Raw genomic sequence first — 19,661 nt, 5'->3', positions numbered from 1 at the left:
GGAGCTGACTACTCGCCCCGTCAGGCAGTTATGTTTAAATGATTCCCTTACTTAAAGCGACACCAATTAAAAAGGGGGCCTGGGATTATATCATCCCAGGCCTCTTCATTGATTTTTCCTTTTTGTGCCCGATTCAACCTCTTTAAAAAATCTTAAAGTCGTGTTCTTTTGACCAGAAAAGCGGCCTTCTGTATCATAAATCCCGCTATTAAAAATACGGCTAGCAATAAAGTGATGGTTGCTCCCGGAGGTGTACCCCACTTATAAGAAGAGGTAAGACCAGAGAGAATACTAAAAAGAGCAATGATGATAGAAACCGAAAAAACAGCTGTAAAGCCTTTGAACAGTCGAATGGCAAATGCCGCTGGAAGCACTAATAATGCCGACACAAGCAAAACGCCGATTGTTGGTATAATCACAGCGACTGTCATTCCAACTAGAATGCTGAATGAAAGAGAAAGCAGCCGAACATTTACTCCGCTTGATTCGGCTGTATCCTCATCAAAAGTCATTAAATAAAGCTGTCTTTTAAACATAAAGAAATATAATAAGACAAGCAGCGTAATTCCGCCCATAATGTAAAGCTGTTCAGTGCTGATCGTTACAATAGAGCCAAATAAGTATTGCTCAATATTCGTTGTCATACCGCCCTCTGTAACACTTAATAAAAAGAGGGCAAAAGAAAGACCAGCAGCCATTAAAATGGCAATGGAGACCTCGGAATACGTACGGTAAGCCCTCCTCATATATTCAATGCCTACGGCTCCAACCGTTACAACTAAAAAACTTGATAACGTGATATTCGTATGGACAAAGAAACCGATGGCGACGCCGGCTAGTGAAATATGAGATAGAGTATCGGCCATTAGAGCCTGTCGTCTGAGGACGAGAAAGACCCCGAGTAATGGAGCGATGATCGCGATTAAGCATCCTGCGTAGAAGGCTCTTTGCATGAATTCCAAATGAAACATTTCCATCTGCTGTTCTCACCTCTCTCTAATCGAATATTCTTTGTTAAATATGGCTCCGCTTCGTCTTGGTCATGGGTGATCATGATAACGGTTTGTTGGTGTTGCTGCACTTGCCGGTCCATCATTTGATAAAAGGACCGGCGGCTTTCAACATCCATACCTGTTGTAGGTTCATCCAGGACAAGTATGTCAGGTTCTGAAGCCAAAATCCTTGCTATACAAACTTTTTGTTTTTGTCCCCCAGATAAATGGCCAATCTTGCGATCACGAAATTCCCACATTCCGACCATCTTTAGTGATTCTTCTATTTTTTTATGATCTTGTTCCTTTAATTTGTTAAACCAGCTTCCTTTCTTGTACCGCCCTGAGCGTACAAGCTCAAGTACAGTACTCGGAAACCCTGCATTAAAAGATGCGATCTGCTGTGGCAAGTATCCGATTTTCAAACGTTCTCCGCTAGAATTGGTTGTGCTGATATCCACACGTCCATGCCAGGGCTTTAACAAACGAAGCATAAGGCGGAGAAGCGTGGATTTTGAGGCTCCGTTAGGTCCCGTAATCCCGACAAATTCTCCGCTATTAATGGTGAATGTGATATCTTCCAATAGAGGTGTATGCTCATATCCGTATATCACATTGTGTAATGAAATAAGTTCCAATATCAATCTTACCTTTCCATCAAAAACATGTTGCGTGTCTCATCATTGAGATAATGACGATTCTAACTGTTTTAAATTATTTTTCATTAAATCAATATAATCCAGCCCTTGTTTTTGCTCCTCTTTACTTAGTCCTTCTAACGTATGGAGCACTTCTGTTTTAGCTCCAATTTCATCTGCTAATGTTTTCGCAACTTTCGGAGAAGCGAGTTCTTCAAAGAAAATGGTTTGAATATGGTGTTTCTGGGCAAACTTCTTTAATTCTGCGAGCTTAGCTGCACTTGGCTCCTGTTCAGGGGAAAGGCCTGCGATAGGCACTTGCGTTAATCCATATTGTTTCGCTAAATATCCGAACGCTGCATGCTGTGTAATGAGCTCTTTGTTTGGAACATCTTTTAATGTTGACTCATATTGTTGATCGAGATCCTCTAATTTCTGCAAAAACGCATCGCGATTCTTTTCATAGTAAGCTTTATTGTCCGGGTCTGCTTTTTCAAGCGCTTTTGTAATGTTTTTTACTTCCTGCTGGGAAAGGACAGGACTTAACCATACATGGGGATCATATGTATGCTTATGCCCGGATTCTTCATGTTCTTCTTCCTCTTCTCCAGTTCCTTTCATCAGTTCAATGCCTTTGCTTGCTTTTACAAAAGTCGGTCCATTTTTTCCTACACTTTTTTCGATAGAGGGTTCCCATGTTTCCATATAAGGACTGTTATAAATTAGGACATCCGCTTCCCCGATCTTTTGAACATCTTTTGGAGAGGGGTCCCATTCATGGGGTTCAACAGTAGATGGAATTAAAAGATCAACATCTGCTTTTTCTCCGGCAACTTGCTTTGTAAACTCATACATTGGGTAAAATGTTGTGATGACCTGTAATTTTTGATCATCTGATGAGGAACCGCTTGCTTGTTTTTCCTCATTTCCCGAACATCCAGCAAATAGTGAAAGACATGTCGCCGCAATCAAAGCTGCTGTCGTATATTTTTTCATGTTTATTCCTTCTTTCTTGAAAAGTATTGATTCGTTCATTTCGTGTGATTGATCATTCAAATCAACAAAAACACTTAACTTCATGAACTAATTCCCCATTAAATCATAATCATTACGATTTGTGAAGTATTTTTTATTTTTAGGTGCGAGATCGTCAGTATTACGACCTTTTATGCATAGATCGAATGTCAGCAGGTCGGAACAAGCCACAGACTTCCTGACAGGGAAGGAGGGAGCTGGCAGTCGTTTGCAGGCTCATTTATCGTGAGGCTGCATGAACCATGGGATACTTTTGCGAGCTTGGTCGTTTTTATTTATTGCGGTTTTTCCGTCAATTTTTTTATTTTTTCTAAGGCTTGCCAAGGCATTAAAGCACAATTATGGCGAGCTTTTAAAGGGTGAACGCCTATGAAGGAAACCGCATCTCCCAGTGTTTCCTCTTGTGGTTCTGTCCCATTGCGTATCATATCTTCCATGGATTTTTGCATGTCTTCGACTGCTGTCATTGTTTTGTCTTTTATAAGGTCAGTCATTATGGATGAAGACGCCATACTAATGCTGCATCCTTCCCCTATAAAGGAAGCGTCCTTTATCCTGTTATCCTCTATATCAATATACAGAGTGATGACGTCGCCGCAAGTGGGGTTTTTATAATGAACAAATAAAGCGTTGGGATGCTCGATTCTTCGAAAATTCCGCTTATATTTTGAGTGGTCCATGATAACGGCTCGATATAAATCTTCTAACATCATGATTGCTCCTTTCCTTTAACATTGAAATAATTGATGTGATTGTATATACTTTAAAATACAAATCAAAATCATTACGATTTAAGGTTAACTCATTTAGAAAAGTGGTGCAATAACATTGAAGCAATTTTTCACATTCTCTCGGCATCGCAGACTGCGTTCAACGCCAGGTATACGGGATTTAGTAAGAGAAAATCGGCTTTCCATTAACGATTTCATATATCCTCTGTTCGTCCAAGAGGGTATCGGGTTAAAGACAGAAGTACCTTACATGCCAGGCGTTTATCAACTGACATTAGATTTATTAGATAAGGAAATTCAAGAATTAAAACAGCTGGGGATTCAAGCGATTCTTCTCTTCGGCATTCCGAGTTGGAAAGATGATTTGGCAACGTCTGCTTATACATCAGATGGCATTGTTCAACGAGCGGTTAGGCAAATCAAGGCTTTAGATTCTGATTTGGTCATCATAACAGACACATGTATATGTCACTATCAAACAGAAGGCCATTGCGGCATACCGGTAAACGGCAGGATTGATAATGACGTGTCTTTAGATATACATGCAAAAGTCGCCATATCTCAAGCTGAGGCAGGTGCCGATATTCTGGCGCCCTCAAGCATGATGGATGGATTTGTGACGTATATACGACATGCGCTGGATGAGTCCGGTTATCAAGACATACCGATCATGTCGTACGGTATCAAGTATGCTTCAAGCTATTATGGACCATTTCGAGATGCCGCGGATAATTCGCCTGCTTTCGGTGATCGTGGAACCTATCAGATGGACCCGGCAAATCGTTTAGAAGCTTTTCGCGAGGCTCAGTCTGACCTTGAAGAGGGAGCAGATTTTATTATTATTAAACCGGGTCTTCCTTATTTAGATATCATGAGGGATATGCGAAATTCTCTCCATATTCCGCTGGTTTCATATCAAGTAAGCGGCGAATATGCGCAAATAAAAGCAGCATCGCAAAACGGCTGGATTGATGAAAAAAATACAGTATTGGAAAGCATGCTTTCTATGAAGCGGGCCGGAGCCGATCTTATCGTTACATATTTTGCAAAGGATATAGCAAGATATCTTCGGGAGGAATCATGAAACAGGCAGCGATCGCATTCATTCGATTATATCAAAAGGCGATATCACCTCTATTTCCGCCAACCTGCAGGTTTTATCCAACATGCTCCAACTATGGGCTTGAAGCGATTCAAAGGTTTGGATTTATAAAAGGCAGCTGGCTGCTCATCAAACGATTGCTGAAATGCCACCCTCTTCATCCGGGAGGCTTTGATCCTGTTCCGAGCAACAGATCAAAAAAGTGAGGGGGACTCCCTGTGAACCGGCCATATCAAATCAAATTTGACTCTTTTCGCATGATGGTTTTTTCTGATGGACAGTTTCCTGTAACAAAGGATTTTTTTCTGGCAGGGGCAAATGGTGACCGGGAAGTTGAGCGCTTTCCTGGTGAATTCGAGGTAGCGCTGAATTTTGTCTGCCTGCAAATCGGGAGTAAGCTTATTTTAATTGATACAGGGTTTGGAGAGGCAGGCGGACAGGAGTCAGGGCATTTATTAACACGCTTAGAACAATCTGGGATTCATCGTCATATGATTGATTACGTTGTTTTGTCACACAGTCATGCAGACCATACCGGAGGGCTTGTAAAAAATGAAAAACCTGCTTTTCCAAATGCCGTTCATATCATGAGTAAGAAAGAATGGTTATATGCGAAACAAACTCCTGATTCCAGACAATTCAAGGTCATAAACAAAGTACTTCCGCTTCTGACATTGATTGAAGAGGATACTGAAATATTACCGGATGTATGGCTGAAACATACACCGGGTCACACACCCGGACATCTAACTGTTGAAGTCCGTACAAATCATGGCGTATATTTGATCGCGAATGATGTATTCAATATTCCACACAGCATTTCTAATACAAGTTTGCGTGTCGTACTAGAAGAAGATCCTGTACAGGGGATAACTACTAGGAATCAATTGATACAATTGGCTTGCAAGGAGCAAGCCTTCATTCATTCCTGTCATTTTCCTTACCCGGGGCTTGGTATGATTGAAAACAGAGACTCATTATATCAATGGAAACCCATTGATATTTTATCCTGACCACAGGACATATATTTGAGTAAGTACAGGAAGAGAAGTTCGTTTTTTTCATTGCCTCTCATTCATGGGATGTGTTGAATAAACAGAGCGAAGTTTCATCCTATTGAATATGGTTAAGCGGAGATGATAGCTGAGGTTAACATGTAGATAACTGAAACCATTATTTAAGATATTATATTTGCAGCCTCCCTTGAGGAAGGCTGCTATTTTGTTCGTTTTATTATAACGTCCAAGCGTAGAAGCACATATTGCTCTTGATTGATGTCAACAGTTGATCATAAATATTTAAGGCTACTTCGCTATGCAGTTTTTAAATTGCTGTTCCAATTCTTCTTTGTTTAAGTCCTTTCCAATGAAAACAAGTTCGCTTTGTCTTGTCTCGTTTTCGCTCCACTTCCGATCGGGACGTCCTGAAAACAACATATGAAGCCCTTGGAATACGATTCGATATTCTTCCCCTTTAATAGAAAGGATTCCTTTATAACGTAATAAATCTTCTCCTTTTTCCCGTACGAGATAACTCATCCAATGATCCACCTTTGCCAAGTCAAGAGGCTTCTCTTCCCGAAAAGCAATAGAAGACACTTTATCATCATGATGGTGGTGATGATGATCCTTTAGAAAATGAGGATCGATTTCAATTTTTCGATTGACGTCAAACGTATTGATTCCCAGTATATCTCTTAAATTGATCTTGCAATCTCTGGCATGCAGCCTCTTAGCCGTAGGATTAATGTTGACAAGTCTTTGCTCCAAGGATTTCAGATCGTTATTCGATACTAAATCTGTTTTATTGAGGATGATGACGTCAGCAAATGCGATTTGCTCTTGCGCTTCATCCTGATCATCCAGATGTCTGGTGACATGCTTGCTGTCTACTACCGTGACGATGCTGTCAACTTCAAATATGTCGGATAACAGTTCATCCATAAAAAAAGTCTGGGCAACGGGGGCAGGGTCAGCCAGTCCCGTTGTTTCGATTAAAACGCGATCAAATGCAACTTTCCCTTGATCCATTGAGAATACAAGAGTTCTCAGAATACGAATCAAATCTCCGCGGACCGTGCAACAGATGCAGCCGTTGTTCATTTCTAAAATTTCTTCTTCAGAATCAACGACGAGCTGATTGTCTATCCCGACTTCTCCGTACTCATTAACAATAACCGCAACCTTTTGATTGTGTTTTTCCGTAAGTATTCGATTTAAAAGTGTGGTTTTCCCGGCGCCTAGATATCCAGTGAGAATGGTGACAGGAATTTTCTTTTTAGTTAAAGGCATGATCATTCGACTCCATTTAAAATTTTTTCGATACTTTGACTACTTTTTCTTTGTCTTTTGCAACTCCGGCGATGACGTCAGATGAACGCTCGAAACGTTGGCCATCATACAAATGGCTTGCTTTTTCTTTATAATCTTCATTGGTACAAAGTGAGTCAATCAGGAGGGGGACATCCTCAGGTTTTAAATCTTTATACCAAGTTCCTTTCGGGTAGTGGATGACCACGCACTTATCTTGGCATCTGCCATTACAGCGCGTGCGCGTTGTATGAATAACATCGTCAAGCTCCCGGTCTGAGATTTCTTGCCGAATCACTTGAGTCAGTTCCTCAGCTCCGACCCGATTGCAACTGCTGCCGTTGCAAATAAAGATATGATGTTTCATATTACTTAAATCCCATGTCGCCATATGTGTCATTTCCCTCCAAATAAAACAAAATTATTACGATTTGTAATGGAGCATTTAAATGCATCAAAGCGCCGATCATAAACTGTCTTAAACATCCTCCGGCTCTTTTTGTCATTTCACAAAGATGATACAAACGAGCAGGGGATAAACCGCTCGCCAGCTTTTGCACCGCTCCATAGTCAATGAAATCGTAATAATTACGATTTACAACCTATTTTATCTCTTTTCAAAGTCAAAAGCAAACAGAAGAAAAGGCTAAATTGCATGAATGAGCCGTTGATACGCTCCTATTCTTTAAGTCACACAGCATTTTCTGAAGATTGTCATGGTCTAAATCATCACCGATAAAGACGAGTGTATTGTTCATCTTTGCTCGTGTAAGATATACACATTTTCACATTGGAACAAAAGATTTATGACTTTATCGAATCTTTTTGTAATGGAGAGGTTGCAGTTTTTTTTTAAAAGCCTCACTGATGATCGGCCGCTTTGATGATTGTGTGGACCCACAAGATCAATTTTTAATCAAAAATGGATTGTAAAAATGAACAAGTCAAAGTACACTAAATGATAATGATAATCATTTACGACATGGAGATAAGCCATGCACTATACTAGGAGTGAAGAGCGATGAACAGGAATGAAGTATATGATGTGACGGTTATCGGCGGAGGACCGGCTGGATTATATTCCGCCTTTTACAGCGGACTGCGGGGGATGAAAACAAAGATTATTGAATATCAGCCCGTGCTGGGGGGGAAGGTCCATGTTTATCCGGAAAAAATGATTTGGGATGTCGGAGGGCAAACGCCGATATCGGGAGCGAAGCTGATTGAACAGATGGTGCAGCAGGGATTAACATTTCATCCGGAAGTGCTGCTGAATGAGAAAGTGGAGTCGATTGCCCGTAATGAAGAAGGGCTGTTTGAATTACATACGGCTGCCTCAGGGGTGCATTTGTCCAAGACGGTCATCGTTGCTGTAGGCGGTGGTATCCTGAATCCGCAAAAGCTTCAGATTGAAGGGGCAGAGCGTTTTGAAGTGTCCAATCTGAATTATACGGTCAAGTCGCTGCAGCATTTTAAAGATAAAACGGTCATTGTCTCAGGCGGCGGCAATTCGGCTGTCGATTGGGCCAACGAGCTTGAGCCTGTAGCGAAGAAGGTTTACCTCGCTTACCGTAAAGAAGCGCTCAGCGGGCATGAGGCCCAGGTGGATCAGCTTCTGAACAGCTCGGTGAGCTGCTTCTTCCATACCGAGATTACCAAGCTGATCGCTTCAGATGATCATGAGGTGATCGAACGAGTCGAGCTCACAAATGCTCAAACCGGTGAGGTGATCGAGCTGCCTGTAGACGAAGTCATTATTAATCATGGATATGAACGCGACAAATCGCTGCTGGAGAACAGCCGGCTGGATATTACCCGGGTTGATGACTATTTTATCGCGGGTACCGCCAACTCTCAATCTTCGGTGCCAGGGCTGTATGCGGCTGGGGATATCCTGCATTACGACGGCAAGCTGCACCTGATCGCCGGTGCGTTTCAGGATGCGGCAAACGCAGTGAACAGCGCCAAACGCTATATTGATCCCGAAGCGCATAAGAGCGCGATGGTGTCGTCGCATAATGAGGTTTTCAAAGAGCGCAACCGCGAGCTTGTGAAGAAGATGTTCGGGTAGCCCGAAGGCACACTCAAGATAAAAACAAAAAGCAAAAGGGTGTTCGCCGGCTCTGATATTTCAGACCAAGGAACGCCCTTTGTTCGTGAGAAGGTTGAATCCTAAATATATTCATTTTAACAACCTGAACTATCCGTTAATAGAAGGAATATAGAACTCTATCCGCGGAACATAAAAGTTATGTGCGAACTTATGCCGTAGCCTCAAGAATGAAATGTGAAAAGAAGTTTAATGGATCAGTATAAAAAAGACTTGCTGCCATACTTGTATAACAATTCTTTTTAAAAATTATTTCGTTTCATTTCTGTGCAGCCTAAACGCATAAATTGCTCCAATGAAAAATACAATTCCTTGAAATAAAAGAAAGAATTGACGGAAGTATTCAATATTTTGGGGAAGTGGTCTACTGCCGATCTCATTTAGTTGGTGGTTTTTCCTTCGTCGCCATTTACTTAGTCTCTCTAAAGTATCCATGATGTGGCAGAAATGCCGAGTTGAATAGCCAATCCACTTACCTGCTGAGGATCTTGACCAGATCCTCTTTTTATTTAAACCAGCCTTTTTCCTTAGAACGGGTAATGGCTTCGATTCGGTTTTTCACCTCCAGCTTTTCAAGAATCATTGAGATATAATTGCGGACCGTCCCGCTTTTGATGCTGAGTTCTTGGGCGATTTCTTTTGTGTTTTTTCCATCGGCTACGAGTTCGAGCACTTCTTTTTCTCTATCTGTGAGAGGGTTGGCCTCACCGTACATATCTTCCATCAATTCAGGCGCATAGATGCGCTTTCCGTTCATGACGCTGCGGATGGCGCTCACAAGCTCTTCGCTCGGGCTGTCCTTTAACAAGTAGCCTTTAACACCGGCTTTAATCGCTCGCTGAAAGTAGCCTGGGCGGGCAAAAGTGGTTAAGATAATGATGTTGCAGCCTGTATCCTTTAATTCCTCAGCAGCTTCAAGTCCCGTTTTTCCGGGCATTTCAATATCCATAATGCATACATCAGGCCGATGTTTTTTGGTGAAGTCAACGGCATCCTGCCCGGTTGTTCCTTTGCCGACGACTTTCATATCATCTTCTAAATTCAAGAGCGATCCTAATGCACCCAAGAGCATCTGCTGATCTTCCGCAATAAATATACTAATCATGCTAAGCCATCCTTTTTGTTTATTTTGAGTTATTAGGGATTGTCATGGTAAGCTTTGTGCCGTTTTTGGTATCGATGTGAAGGCTGCCGTTGGCAAACTCAAGCCGTTCTCTCATCCCGAGTAAGCCATGTCCTTTTGAAAAGTACTTTTCTTCACCTTGAAACTCTCCATCGTCCGCCACTGTAATGACAACTTCCTTCCAAAGCTGCTGAATGTCAACACGGCAGGTTTTCGCCTGACTGTGTTTGACGACATTTGTGACAGCTTCCTTTAAGCACATGCTCAAAATGTTTTCATTGAGCAATGAGATATTTTCCGGCAATTTTTCTTCTTCATAGATCAACGTGATGTCAGCTGCTTCGAGAATTTGTTTGATGTTTCTGATTTCATCCTTGAGCCGGATGCCTTTCATAGAGGATACAATTTTTCTGACTTCATTTAAAGAAGTTCTCGCTGTTTGCTGAACGCTTTTTAGCTCATGCGCTGCCTGATCGGGATCTTTGTAAATTAATTTTCTCGCCAAGTCGCTTTTTAAACCGATTAGAGACAGCTTTTGTCCAAGTGTATCGTGGAGGTCGCGGGCGATCCGCTGCCGTTCCTCTAATTTTACCAAATGGGCAATCCGTTCATTTGCATCTTCGAGTTTTTCTTCAAGCCGTTCGCGCTCCTTGCGGCTTCTTATACTGAATGGCAATAAAATCGCGCTGATGAGCGTGATGACCACAAAAGGAATTTGTGTCAGAAACAATTCTTTTTTTAACACGAGACTGAAGTTGCTGGCGACGGCTGCGCTTATTAAATGAATGTAATATAAAATGTGAAAAGGGACGCGTTCTCTAATGTTTCCTATAAAATATGCGATAAAAAAAGCAAAATAAATATAGCTGAACAGTGTAATCGAAGCCGTTGAAATGCCGATTAAAATAAACGCCCATAAATAAACGGCCCAGCCTTTTGAGACGAAAGCAAATCTGTAAATCGAAAAAAATAAAAGCGTCAAAATGATGCCGACGACGATCACAAACGTTGATGGTGATTGGAATATGAAGTAGAAGGGGAGGATAAAAAATATCGTCCATATATATGGCGAGATCCCGCTTAGTTTTTGAAATGTAAAATGCTTTTTAACCATGATATAACCTCATTTTCAACTTTTCGTCTTAAGAGTAACTTTACCATTGCCAGAGCCGGATTGCATCACTGAACCATAAAAAGGAAGTCTTCTTGGATATAAGAAGACCTCCTCTTCATCAGGCGTTTTTCCGCAGCTTCTGTCTTTCTATAGAATCAGGCGGAAGGTGGATCGGTATTTGTTTGATATCCCGAAATGTCACAAATTGCTTTTTCTCTTCATCCCAAAGGCGGAAGGCGAGTGATTGCAGGCTTGTTTTTAAGGTGATTGTCGGGACGTTTTTTAATGGTTCGTGCTGTTCATGAGCTGCTTCAAGTTTATAGTTGGGCACCTTTGGACTCAGATGGTGAACGTGGTGGTACCCGATATTGCCTGTCAGCCATTGAAGCAGTTTCGGAAGTTGATAAAATGAACTTCCTTCTACCGCGGCCTGAACGTAGCTCCAGTTTTCATCCGCTTCAAAATAAGAATCTTCAAATGTATGCTGAACATAAAACAGCCAAACGCCGATTGAACCGGAGATCAGAAAGATCGGACCTTGCACGAGCAAAAACGATTGCCAGCCAAAGATGACACAGCACAGAGCAGCCAAAGCCGCGATTGCAAGGTTCGTCAGGTATGTGTTCACACGCTCTTTCCGTCTGGCGCCTTTTTTGTTAAAACGGTTTGTGATCAGAAAAACATAAATCGGTCCGAGAATAAACATGATAAACGGATTTCTATAAAGTCTGTATGCGATTTTTGTGTGGAGAGGCGCGGCTTTATATTCGTTTACCGTCAACATCCAGATGTCACCCGTCCCGCGTTTGTCAAGGTTGCTGCTGGTCGCATGATGAATCGAATGGCTGTGCTGCCATTGAAGGTATGGGAATAGCGTCAGAACGCCTGTCAAAAAACCAAGCATATGGTTATAACGCTTTTGTTTGAAAAAGGAGAGATGGCAGCAGTCGTGAAAAATAATGAAAATTCTCGTCAAAAACCCCGCGGCAATCACTGTTAATCCTAAAGTAAGGAGATAGGAGACATCGAGGCTGAGATAGGCAAGAAACCACAGTCCGAAGTAAGGGACAAACGTATTGAAGAGCTGAATCAGACTTTTTTTGTTATCAGGCAGAGCAAAAGCAGCAACTTGTTTTGTCAGCTGTTTTTGCTTATGGGCGATGGTTTGTTCAGTCATAGTAAAGTATCCTCTCATTGATGTGTCTCGCTTAAGTATACGCCTAAGAGACACATACTTTGTAGTAGCACACATCATGCTTCATACATGACACTTGTCATATACAGTTCCTTCGATATGTGTTGAATACCGCCCTGTCAACTCGCACTTTGATGCTGAGTCACAGGTTTAGTATCCCTGTCAGCTGTTTTTTAAAGGGAATTTTGGCGGGAAAGTGTTCAGGGGAAAATATGAAAAATAATATGAGCCACCTTTCTAAAAGTGGCTCATATTTGGGTTGAAAACACTCAGTAGACACCTGATGATCAGGTAACAAAAGATCAAACAGCGCAACGGAAAAAAAGCACCACTTGATCAAACAGAAGGGAAAGCACAGGGGAATATAGCAGGGCCGGTTCGCTGTAACACCCCCAATCATTCGCGGCGCCTCAAGCTAAGTAACCAACTATTGTTGCATCGTCTTTGTTCCTATCGAACGAAAGCGCGGGTGTTCTGCAAGTATGGAACTTTTCATCTTTTTTACAGCTGGATGATCTGACGAAAAAAACTGATGTTTGGACTCGTAAAGCTCAACTAATTTGCCTTTATCCAATACAGCTAGTGTGTCACTCAATTGATAAGCGGCTTTCAAATCATGCGTAATAAAAAAATACGATAACCCAAAATCGTCTTTGAGCTCTTTTAACAAATCTAATATGAGCGTTTGGGTCACCATGTCCAGACTGCTGACTGATTCGTCTAATACGATCAGCTTCGGTTTGAGCGAGATGGCTCTTGCGATATTGATCCGCTGCAATTGACCGCCGCTGAATTGGTGTGGGTATTTTGTTAAATCCTTTTCACTCAAGCCGACTCGTTCCAGCAGCTCGATAATGGTTCGCCTTTGCTCTGAGATGGTGAGAGTTTCATAGTTTTCTAATGGTTCTGCAATAATCCGTTCCGCCGTCATTCGCGGATTGACGGCCGAGTATGAATCCTGAAAGACGGCTTGAAGGTCGCGGCGAATTTTGCGGCGGATCGATTGATCTGCTTGATATACATCATGGCCTTGGAAAAGGATTTGACCTGATTGCGGCCGCTCTAAACCAAGCAGCACTCTTCCCAATGTACTCTTACCAGCCCCGCTTGGCCCAATCATGCCTAAGCATGTGCCCTTCTCAATCGAAAAGCTGACATCGGAAAGGACTTGTTTAGACTGAAATTTCCATTTGAACAATGAACGCTCCGCATAACGATGAGTGACTTCCTTCACTTGTAATAAACTCACTTGTTCACCCCATTAAAATGCCGATCTTTTGTTAAATTGACCCAATAGCAATTGGCAAGGTCATACGTGCATTTAACAGCTTCTTTGTATAGTCATGCTTTGGTGCATCAAACAGCTGAAACACATCTGCTTTTTCTACGATTCTTCCATACTGCATCACAGCGACTTCATCTGCCATTTCAGCAATGACTCCTAAATCATGAGATATGAGCAAAATCGCTGTTCCAAATTTAGAACGCATGTCGTTTAAATGTTTCAGCACTGTCTTTTGATTATTCACGTCCAGTGCAGTGGTGGGCTCATCCGCTATGAGAATGGCTGGATGCATGCATACAGCGATTGCAATCATAACCCGTTGAAGCATTCCCCCGCTTAATTGAAAAGGATAAGATTTTAAAAGCTTAAGAGGAGCGGGTAAGTTCATATCATGCAATGCTTCGATTGCAAGCTCTTTTGCCTGTTTCTTTGTGAGTGACGTATGGGAGCGAATCGTTTCGATCATTTGCTGACCAATCGTGAAAACGGGTGTGAAAGCGTTCATCGGATTTTGCATAATGTAGGCAATATCTTTGCCGCGGATTTTACGCATATCCTTATCTGTTAATCCGTTCAGTTCTCGACCTTGTAATCCGATACTTCCTTCCACCTTGGTTGTTTTTTGATCGTGTATTTGAAGAATAGACATGCTTGTGACCGTTTTTCCACATCCGCTCTCGCCAATCAGACCGAAGACTTGGCCGCGCTTCAGGTCGAAATTGATGTCTTGCACGAGGGTAGAAGCGCCTTTTGGCGTTTTGGTCTGGACATGTAAATCTCTCACTTTCAGCACCGGTGATTGTTCTGTTCCCAACTTCCTCATTCCTTTTATTATCGACGTTTGATTCCGTATTTTTCTGATAAGGTTTCGCCCAATAAATTGAACGTCACAACGACAATCATGATCATCATCCCTGGATAAATCATCAACTCAGGGTTCGTCCGAATATACGATTTACCTTCATGAATCATCGCTCCCCATTCAGCCGCCGGAGGCTGAACCCCCAATCCAAGAAACGACATAGCGGATATATCCATAATCGCCCAGCCCATCTCCAATGTACCCATAACGACGAGAGGGGGGAGCACATTGGGAATGATATGGTTTTTAATAATCTTCCACTGCGAAGATCCGTTGATTTTTGCAGCCGCAATAAAGTTCTTCTCTTTCAGACTTAGCACCACTCCTCTAAAGATTCTTGCATAATAGACCCATTGCACAAGGATGAGGGCAAGAATGACTTGAGGAAGTCCAGGTCCGAATATGCCCACAAGACCAAGAACTAAAATTAAGTTCGGAAAAGCCATCACACCATCACAAAGTCTCATTAACAGTTGATCAATCCAGCCGCCTTTATACCCTGAAATCGTACCGACAATGAGACCGATAACCAGGGAGGAAATAAAAATGAGCATCGCAAACCCCAGAGAAATCCGTGCGCCATACAAAAGGCGGGATAAGTTGCATCTTCCTAAATGATCGGTTCCTAAAGGAAACGTCCAGGACGGAGGCTGCAGCTTATAAGCCAAATGAACAGCAACTGGGTTATGCGGCGCAATCCAGGGGGCAAATACAGCGATGATAAACAGAATGGATAATATGATGATACATGCCGTTATCACGTTTTGACCTTTGTATATTCTGCGTATGCTTGTGATCATCGATGCTGTCCTTCTTTCCTCGAAATGCGCGGATCAATATACATTTGAATCAGATCAACGATTAAGCTGCTCAATATAAATAAGGTGGCTGCTATGAACACATAACATTGAATGACAGGGATGTCGCGATTGAAAATCGCCTCAATAAAATAGCGGCCAAAGCCAGGCCAAGAAAAAACCACCTCAACAATAATGGTTCCGGTAAGCAGCTTCCCAAGATTCATTCCCAGTCCTGTAATCATCGGAGAAATGGCCATTCTCAACACATGCTTGGCCAATATGTGTTGATTCTTCAGTCCTCTGATTCGTGCGAATTGTACATATGGTTCTTGCAAGTTTTCAATCACGCTGGCGCGCAAAAGCCTTGTATACATCGCAATTAAAGGAAGCGCCAACGTCATTGACGGCAGTACGAGGTGCTGCCAAGTCCCAATTCCCTCTACAGGAAAAAGATCTAATTGAACAGAAAAGAAAAAAACCAACATATACCCTAACCAAAAGGTCGGAATGGATGCTCCGAAAAAGGAAATGAAGCGACTGATATGATCAATTGCCCCATTTCTTTTGATTCCCGCAAAGAAGCCGAGAGGGACACTGACAAGCACCGCGATCAATAAACTCCCAAGCGCAAGCTCGATCGTTGCTGGTATTCTGAGTGCAACCTCGTCCCAAACCGGCTGATTCGAAACATAAGATATGCCAAAATCGAATTGGCATATCTTCAAAATAGAGTTGACATATTGAATAAAGAATGGTTGATCTAGGCCAAACTCATGCCTTTTTTGCGCTAAAATTTCATCGGTTGGCTGAATATGCGCTGCGGCTAAATACGCTTCAGCTGGGTCAACAGGTGAGAGATGAATCATTCCAGTTGTCAAAAGCGCAGCTAAAAGAAACACTGGAATAATGGATATGATTCGTTTCAATATATAGTTGCCCATAAAAACCTCCTACTGCTTAATGCGAATACCTGTAAACGGATGTTCGTCACGGTTAGCAGGGAAAGTAAAGTTGGTGATATTCTTTTGATAGATCGCTGTCTTTTTAATATAAGAGATCGGAACGATGGCTCCTTGTTCTTGAAGAGATTTTAAAATAGATGAATAAAGCTCTTGCCGCTCTTTTGCATCAGTTGTTTGAGGGACCTTTGACATCTGCTTCAATAACTTCTCTTTGTTTGGATAGGCTGAGATCGCTTCATTAAATCCAAATCCTTTTGACGCGACAATGTTTAAAAATGTATGCGGGTCATAAGGCGCACCATAGTTGCTAAAGAAGTTCATATCAAACTCATTCGCTTTAAACCGTTTTACTTGAGTTGCCAATTCTACTCCTTCAAGATTCAACTTTACCCCGATCGCTGCCCATTCTGCTTGCAGGGTTTCTGCCATTGTTTTTTGAATGGATTCTGCTGAATCATACATTAAACTAAATTCAAGCGGCTTTCCGTCTTTCTCACGCACCGTCTTTCCGTTCGAAAGCTTCCAGCCTGCAGCATCTAACAGCTCTTTCGCTTTTTCAATATCATATTTTACTGGTTTTACATCAATATCAGACGTGTATGGGAAGGTTGTCGGCAAAATATAATCTGCTTTTTCTTCTAACCCTGAGGTGATACCTTCGACCATGGCGTCTTTATTAAAACCATAATGAAGGGCTTGGCGCACCCGTTCATCTGAAAGCTGTTCTTTTTTCGTATTCATGACAAGCTGTCTCGTCGCCACTGGTTCAGAAAGGCTTGTTTCATATTTACCTGTCGATTGCAGCTGCTTGTATGCATCCAAACTGATGACGCCTTCACCGTAAATGAGGTCCAGTTCACCTTTTTCAAATGCCAGCACCCTTGTTTCTGCGTCTGGGATGACTTTCACCTTGATTTTCTCGACTTTTGGCTTTTCGCCCCAATAATGTTCATTGCGTTTAAAAACCGCATATTCATCAGCTTTATACTCTTCCAATACCCATGGACCCGTTCCCACCGGTTTTTCGACACCTTTTGATGTATCGCCATCCTTAGGGAATCCAGCTTCTCCTAAAAACCGAACCGGCCGAACAACTGCCAGCTCCTGAATGGTTGGGTAATATGGTTCAGTCAGCGTCAATTGAAATGTATGATCATCGATCACTTCCGTTTGAGCTATTTTTGTGATAAACCCCAACCAGCTGTGCAGCTCTGTATGTTTTAAAATGGAATCAACATTCCTTTTCACGATTTTTGCATTAAACGCTGTTCCATCTGAAAATTTGACATCCTTACGCAAATGAAACGTATACACTTTGCCGTCATCAGATATATCCCATGATTTTGCTAAATGCGGTTTAAGCTTTCCGCCCGCTTCATAAGTGACCAAAGGTTCATATACCATCGACTGGGCAAACAATTGAGAAGGATTATAGACATGGGGATTCAGTTCGCCTATATCTCTTGGCCAAGCCATTGTGATCATATTGTTATGATCTTTCGTCTCTGTTGAATTTTCTGCGTTTGTACATCCAGCTAATAAGATTGAAAAGACGAGTATCGATAAGAAAGTAATTTTAATTTTCAAACTAATCCTTCCGCTAAACATGCATAGTTTCCTCCTGAATGATGTTGATAATCATTTTCATTTTAAGGAGGAAGCATATTCTTGTCAATGTAAGAATATAGACATTGGGTTTCTAGCAAAACATTTAAAGATCCTGTTTTAGATTTTTAAATTTCCTGCATGAAGACAGAGTTAGGTTTGGATGTAAAAAAGAAGACATTTCGTTTACATGAAAGTGATAGAGAATGGAAGGTCAGGATTCGCAAACCACCATCCCGCTTCCTTTACATAATTTGTCCGCGTTTCTCATCTTGTAAATCCAATCTTTATAAACGATTAATATGAACTTAATACTTTAAAAATATAATAGGGTTGTCACCCTGAGATTCATATATTTTTAGGAGGTTATCCAGTTGAAAAAATTCCCGAAGAAATTACTGCCTATCGCGGTTTTATCATCTATTGCGTTCAGCAGCTTAGCAAGCGGCAGTGTGCTTGAAGCCAGCGCTCAAGAAAAGAAGAAGGGGAAGCAAAATGACATTAAAAATGTCATCGTTCTAATCGGTGATGGCATGGGTGTGTCGTATACATCCGCTTATCGCTACTTAAAGGATAATAAAAAGACAAAGGCTGTGGAGCCTACGGCTTTTGACCAATATCTTGTCGGCCAGCAAACGACTTACCCCGAAGACCCTGAGCAAAATGTGACGGATTCTGCAGCTGCGGCAACGGCCATGTCTGCGGGAATTAAAACATACAATAACGCCATTGCGGTGGATAACGACGGGTCGGAGGCCAAAACCGTTCTTGAAGCGGCAAAAGAAAAAGGGAAATCAACAGGACTTGTGGCCACTTCAGAAATTACACATGCCACTCCGGCTTCTTTCGGTTCACATGACCACAGCCGGAAAAATATGAACGCAATTGCCGATGATTATTTTGATGAAATGGTAAACGGCAAGCACAAAATCGATGTCCTTTTAGGCGGTGGAAAAAGCAATTTTGACCGTAAGGACCGCAATTTGATCAAGGAATTCAAAAAAGCGGGATACAGCTATGTGGATAACCGCAAGGACATGCTGAAAAATAAAGACAGCCAAGTTCTCGGCCTATTCGCTGACGGCGGCCTGCCTAAAAAAATGGACCGCACGAAGGATATTCCTTCATTAAAAGATATGACAAACACAGCGATTAAAAAATTAAGCAAGGATAAAGACGGATTCTTCCTTATGATTGAAGGCAGCCAGATTGACTGGGCGGGCCATGACAATGATATTGTCGGCGCGATGAGTGAAATGGAAGACTTCGAACAAGCTTATAAGGCGGCTCTTGAGTTCGCCAAAAAAGACAAGCATACATTGGTTGTCGCAACAGCTGACCACTCAACCGGCGGATACTCCATCGGTGCAGACGGCATCTACAACTGGTTCAGTGAACCGATTAAAGCCGCAAAGCGCACGCCTGACTTTATGGCAGAAAAAATCGCCGGCGGTGCGGATGTGGAAAAAACATTAAAGACATATATTGATCAAAAAAAGTTAGCCTTAACGAAAGGGGAAATTCAATCGGTTGAAGAAGCAGCCAAATCGAAGAAAGTGCTTGATATCGACAATGCGATTGAAGACATTTTCAACAAGCGCTCTCACACCGGTTGGACAACGAGCGGACATACAGGTGAAGATGTTCCTGTCTATGCATACGGACCGTCAAGCGAGACATTTGCCGGGCAAATCGATAACACTGAAATCGCCAAAAATGTTTTTGATGCTTTACAATACAAAATCAAGATTAACGATAAGTAAGAGAATACAAGGTGTCCCGTTGCTTGTATGAAGTG

General features: G+C 42.0%; 19 protein-coding genes. 5 read left to right on the top strand and 14 right to left on the bottom strand.

The window, feature by feature from the left end; translation table 11 throughout:
• Positions 1-152: 152 nt before the first annotated feature.
• The 4 genes from P3X63_RS14605 to sufU all read right to left on the bottom strand — a co-directional run bounded on the left by P3X63_RS14605 (position 153) and on the right by sufU (position 3,381).
• Positions 153-977, bottom strand: coding sequence for a metal ABC transporter permease (locus tag P3X63_RS14605; RefSeq protein WP_277691198.1), 825 nt, complete (start codon positions 975-977; stop codon positions 153-155).
• Positions 923-1,630, bottom strand: a complete 708-nt coding sequence (locus tag P3X63_RS14600) for a metal ABC transporter ATP-binding protein (protein ID WP_026587994.1) — start codon at positions 1,628-1,630, stop codon at positions 923-925. The genes P3X63_RS14605 and P3X63_RS14600 overlap by 55 nt, the downstream gene beginning before the upstream one ends.
• A 42-nt stretch (positions 1,631-1,672) precedes the next feature.
• Positions 1,673-2,626 carry a metal ABC transporter substrate-binding protein gene (locus P3X63_RS14595; RefSeq protein WP_277692933.1) on the bottom strand — a complete coding sequence of 318 codons (954 nt, stop codon included), beginning with the start codon at positions 2,624-2,626 and terminating at the stop codon, positions 1,673-1,675.
• A 314-nt stretch (positions 2,627-2,940) separates the two neighbouring features.
• On the bottom strand, positions 2,941-3,381 hold the full coding sequence (sufU, locus tag P3X63_RS14590) for a Fe-S cluster assembly sulfur transfer protein SufU (RefSeq protein ID WP_142246100.1): 441 nt from the start codon (positions 3,379-3,381) through the stop codon (positions 2,941-2,943).
• 112 nt (positions 3,382-3,493) lie between these two features.
• Here sufU and hemB point away from each other — a divergent pair, with 112 nt between their 5' ends.
• Genes hemB through P3X63_RS14575 form a run of 3 tightly spaced genes read left to right on the top strand, consistent with a single transcriptional unit; the run spans position 3,494 to position 5,511 of the window.
• The gene (gene hemB / locus P3X63_RS14585; RefSeq protein WP_277691196.1) at positions 3,494-4,480 is read left to right on the top strand and encodes a porphobilinogen synthase; all 987 of its coding nucleotides are present in this window, start codon (positions 3,494-3,496) and stop codon (positions 4,478-4,480) included.
• The gene (gene yidD / locus P3X63_RS14580; RefSeq protein WP_026587990.1) at positions 4,477-4,704 is read left to right on the top strand and encodes a membrane protein insertion efficiency factor YidD; all 228 of its coding nucleotides are present in this window, start codon (positions 4,477-4,479) and stop codon (positions 4,702-4,704) included. The genes hemB and yidD overlap by 4 nt, the downstream gene beginning before the upstream one ends.
• Before the next feature lie 12 nt (positions 4,705-4,716).
• Positions 4,717-5,511: an MBL fold metallo-hydrolase gene (locus tag P3X63_RS14575; RefSeq protein ID WP_277691193.1), complete on the top strand. Its 795-nt coding sequence runs from the start codon at positions 4,717-4,719 to the stop codon at positions 5,509-5,511.
• Between the two features lie 291 nt (positions 5,512-5,802).
• Here P3X63_RS14575 and P3X63_RS14570 read toward each other — a convergent pair whose 3' ends face one another.
• Together P3X63_RS14570 and P3X63_RS14565 are read right to left on the bottom strand one after the other, a co-directional pair.
• The gene (locus P3X63_RS14570; RefSeq protein ID WP_026587988.1) at positions 5,803-6,795 is read right to left on the bottom strand and encodes a CobW family GTP-binding protein; all 993 of its coding nucleotides are present in this window, start codon (positions 6,793-6,795) and stop codon (positions 5,803-5,805) included.
• A 10-nt stretch (positions 6,796-6,805) separates the two neighbouring features.
• Complete coding sequence (locus tag P3X63_RS14565) at positions 6,806-7,198, bottom strand: (2Fe-2S) ferredoxin domain-containing protein (protein ID WP_077736367.1); 393 nt, start codon at positions 7,196-7,198, stop codon at positions 6,806-6,808.
• Between the two features lie 630 nt (positions 7,199-7,828).
• Here P3X63_RS14565 and P3X63_RS14560 point away from each other — a divergent pair.
• A complete protein-coding gene (locus P3X63_RS14560) occupies positions 7,829-8,878 on the top strand; it encodes an NAD(P)/FAD-dependent oxidoreductase (RefSeq protein ID WP_026587986.1) in 1,050 nt (349 codons plus the stop codon).
• A 544-nt stretch (positions 8,879-9,422) separates the two neighbouring features.
• Here the strand turns inward: P3X63_RS14560 and desR are convergent.
• The 8 genes from desR to nikA form a co-directional block, all read right to left on the bottom strand.
• Positions 9,423-10,022: a two-component system response regulator DesR gene (desR, locus tag P3X63_RS14555; RefSeq protein WP_026587985.1), complete on the bottom strand. Its 600-nt coding sequence runs from the start codon at positions 10,020-10,022 to the stop codon at positions 9,423-9,425.
• Positions 10,023-10,041: 19 nt separating this feature from the next.
• Positions 10,042-11,154 carry a two-component sensor histidine kinase DesK gene (gene desK, locus P3X63_RS14550; RefSeq protein ID WP_077736368.1) on the bottom strand — a complete coding sequence of 371 codons (1,113 nt, stop codon included), beginning with the start codon at positions 11,152-11,154 and terminating at the stop codon, positions 10,042-10,044.
• Between the two features lie 118 nt (positions 11,155-11,272).
• Positions 11,273-12,331 (bottom strand): Delta(5) desaturase DesA, encoded by a 1,059-nt coding sequence (gene desA, locus P3X63_RS14545; protein ID WP_026587983.1) that lies wholly within the window; start codon positions 12,329-12,331, stop codon positions 11,273-11,275.
• Positions 12,332-12,776: 445 nt separating this feature from the next.
• Positions 12,777-13,598, bottom strand: coding sequence for a nickel import ATP-binding protein NikE (gene nikE / locus P3X63_RS14540; RefSeq protein WP_026587982.1), 822 nt, complete (start codon positions 13,596-13,598; stop codon positions 12,777-12,779).
• A 31-nt stretch (positions 13,599-13,629) separates the two neighbouring features.
• Positions 13,630-14,448: a nickel import ATP-binding protein NikD gene (gene nikD, locus P3X63_RS14535; RefSeq protein WP_026587981.1), complete on the bottom strand. Its 819-nt coding sequence runs from the start codon at positions 14,446-14,448 to the stop codon at positions 13,630-13,632.
• Between the two features lie 17 nt (positions 14,449-14,465).
• Positions 14,466-15,296 (bottom strand): nickel ABC transporter permease subunit NikC, encoded by an 831-nt coding sequence (gene nikC / locus P3X63_RS14530; RefSeq protein ID WP_277691183.1) that lies wholly within the window; start codon positions 15,294-15,296, stop codon positions 14,466-14,468.
• The gene (gene nikB, locus P3X63_RS14525; protein ID WP_077736370.1) at positions 15,293-16,237 is read right to left on the bottom strand and encodes a nickel ABC transporter permease subunit NikB; all 945 of its coding nucleotides are present in this window, start codon (positions 16,235-16,237) and stop codon (positions 15,293-15,295) included. The genes nikC and nikB overlap by 4 nt, the downstream gene beginning before the upstream one ends.
• 9 nt (positions 16,238-16,246) lie before the next feature.
• Positions 16,247-17,866: a nickel ABC transporter substrate-binding protein gene (nikA, locus tag P3X63_RS14520; protein ID WP_277691180.1), complete on the bottom strand. Its 1,620-nt coding sequence runs from the start codon at positions 17,864-17,866 to the stop codon at positions 16,247-16,249.
• A 371-nt stretch (positions 17,867-18,237) separates the two neighbouring features.
• Between nikA and phoB the strand changes: the two genes are divergently transcribed.
• Positions 18,238-19,626 (top strand): alkaline phosphatase, encoded by a 1,389-nt coding sequence (gene phoB, locus P3X63_RS14515; RefSeq protein ID WP_077736372.1) that lies wholly within the window; start codon positions 18,238-18,240, stop codon positions 19,624-19,626.
• Positions 19,627-19,661 lie beyond the last annotated feature (35 nt).

It is taken from the genome of Bacillus sp. HSf4 (assembly GCF_029537375.1).
GTDB classification, from domain to species: Bacteria; Bacillota; Bacilli; order Bacillales; family Bacillaceae; genus Bacillus; species Bacillus sonorensis_A.
Note: the sequence above shows the minus strand (reverse complement) of the source record. Positions and strands in the feature narration are given on the sequence as shown.

What these genes read in the sequence shown, in the direction of transcription:
- P3X63_RS14595 (WP_277692933.1), bottom strand. Translation starts at nt 2,626, where the DNA reads ATGAAAAAATATACGACAGCAGCTTTGATTGCGGCGACATGTCTTTCA.
- desK (WP_077736368.1), bottom strand. Translation starts at nt 11,154, where the DNA reads ATGGTTAAAAAGCATTTTACATTTCAAAAACTAAGCGGGATCTCGCCA.
- nikA (WP_277691180.1), bottom strand. Translation starts at nt 17,866, where the DNA reads ATGTTTAGCGGAAGGATTAGTTTGAAAATTAAAATTACTTTCTTATCG.
- nikC (WP_277691183.1), bottom strand. Translation starts at nt 15,296, where the DNA reads ATGATCACAAGCATACGCAGAATATACAAAGGTCAAAACGTGATAACG.
- P3X63_RS14560 (WP_026587986.1), top strand. Translation starts at nt 7,829, where the DNA reads ATGAACAGGAATGAAGTATATGATGTGACGGTTATCGGCGGAGGACCG.
- P3X63_RS14565 (WP_077736367.1), bottom strand. Translation starts at nt 7,198, where the DNA reads ATGGCGACATGGGATTTAAGTAATATGAAACATCATATCTTTATTTGC.
- nikB (WP_077736370.1), bottom strand. Translation starts at nt 16,237, where the DNA reads ATGGGCAACTATATATTGAAACGAATCATATCCATTATTCCAGTGTTT.
- desA (WP_026587983.1), bottom strand. Translation starts at nt 12,331, where the DNA reads ATGACTGAACAAACCATCGCCCATAAGCAAAAACAGCTGACAAAACAA.
- yidD (WP_026587990.1), top strand. Translation starts at nt 4,477, where the DNA reads ATGAAACAGGCAGCGATCGCATTCATTCGATTATATCAAAAGGCGATA.
- desR (WP_026587985.1), bottom strand. Translation starts at nt 10,022, where the DNA reads ATGATTAGTATATTTATTGCGGAAGATCAGCAGATGCTCTTGGGTGCA.
- P3X63_RS14570 (WP_026587988.1), bottom strand. Translation starts at nt 6,795, where the DNA reads ATGATCATGCCTTTAACTAAAAAGAAAATTCCTGTCACCATTCTCACT.
- P3X63_RS14605 (WP_277691198.1), bottom strand. Translation starts at nt 977, where the DNA reads ATGGAAATGTTTCATTTGGAATTCATGCAAAGAGCCTTCTACGCAGGA.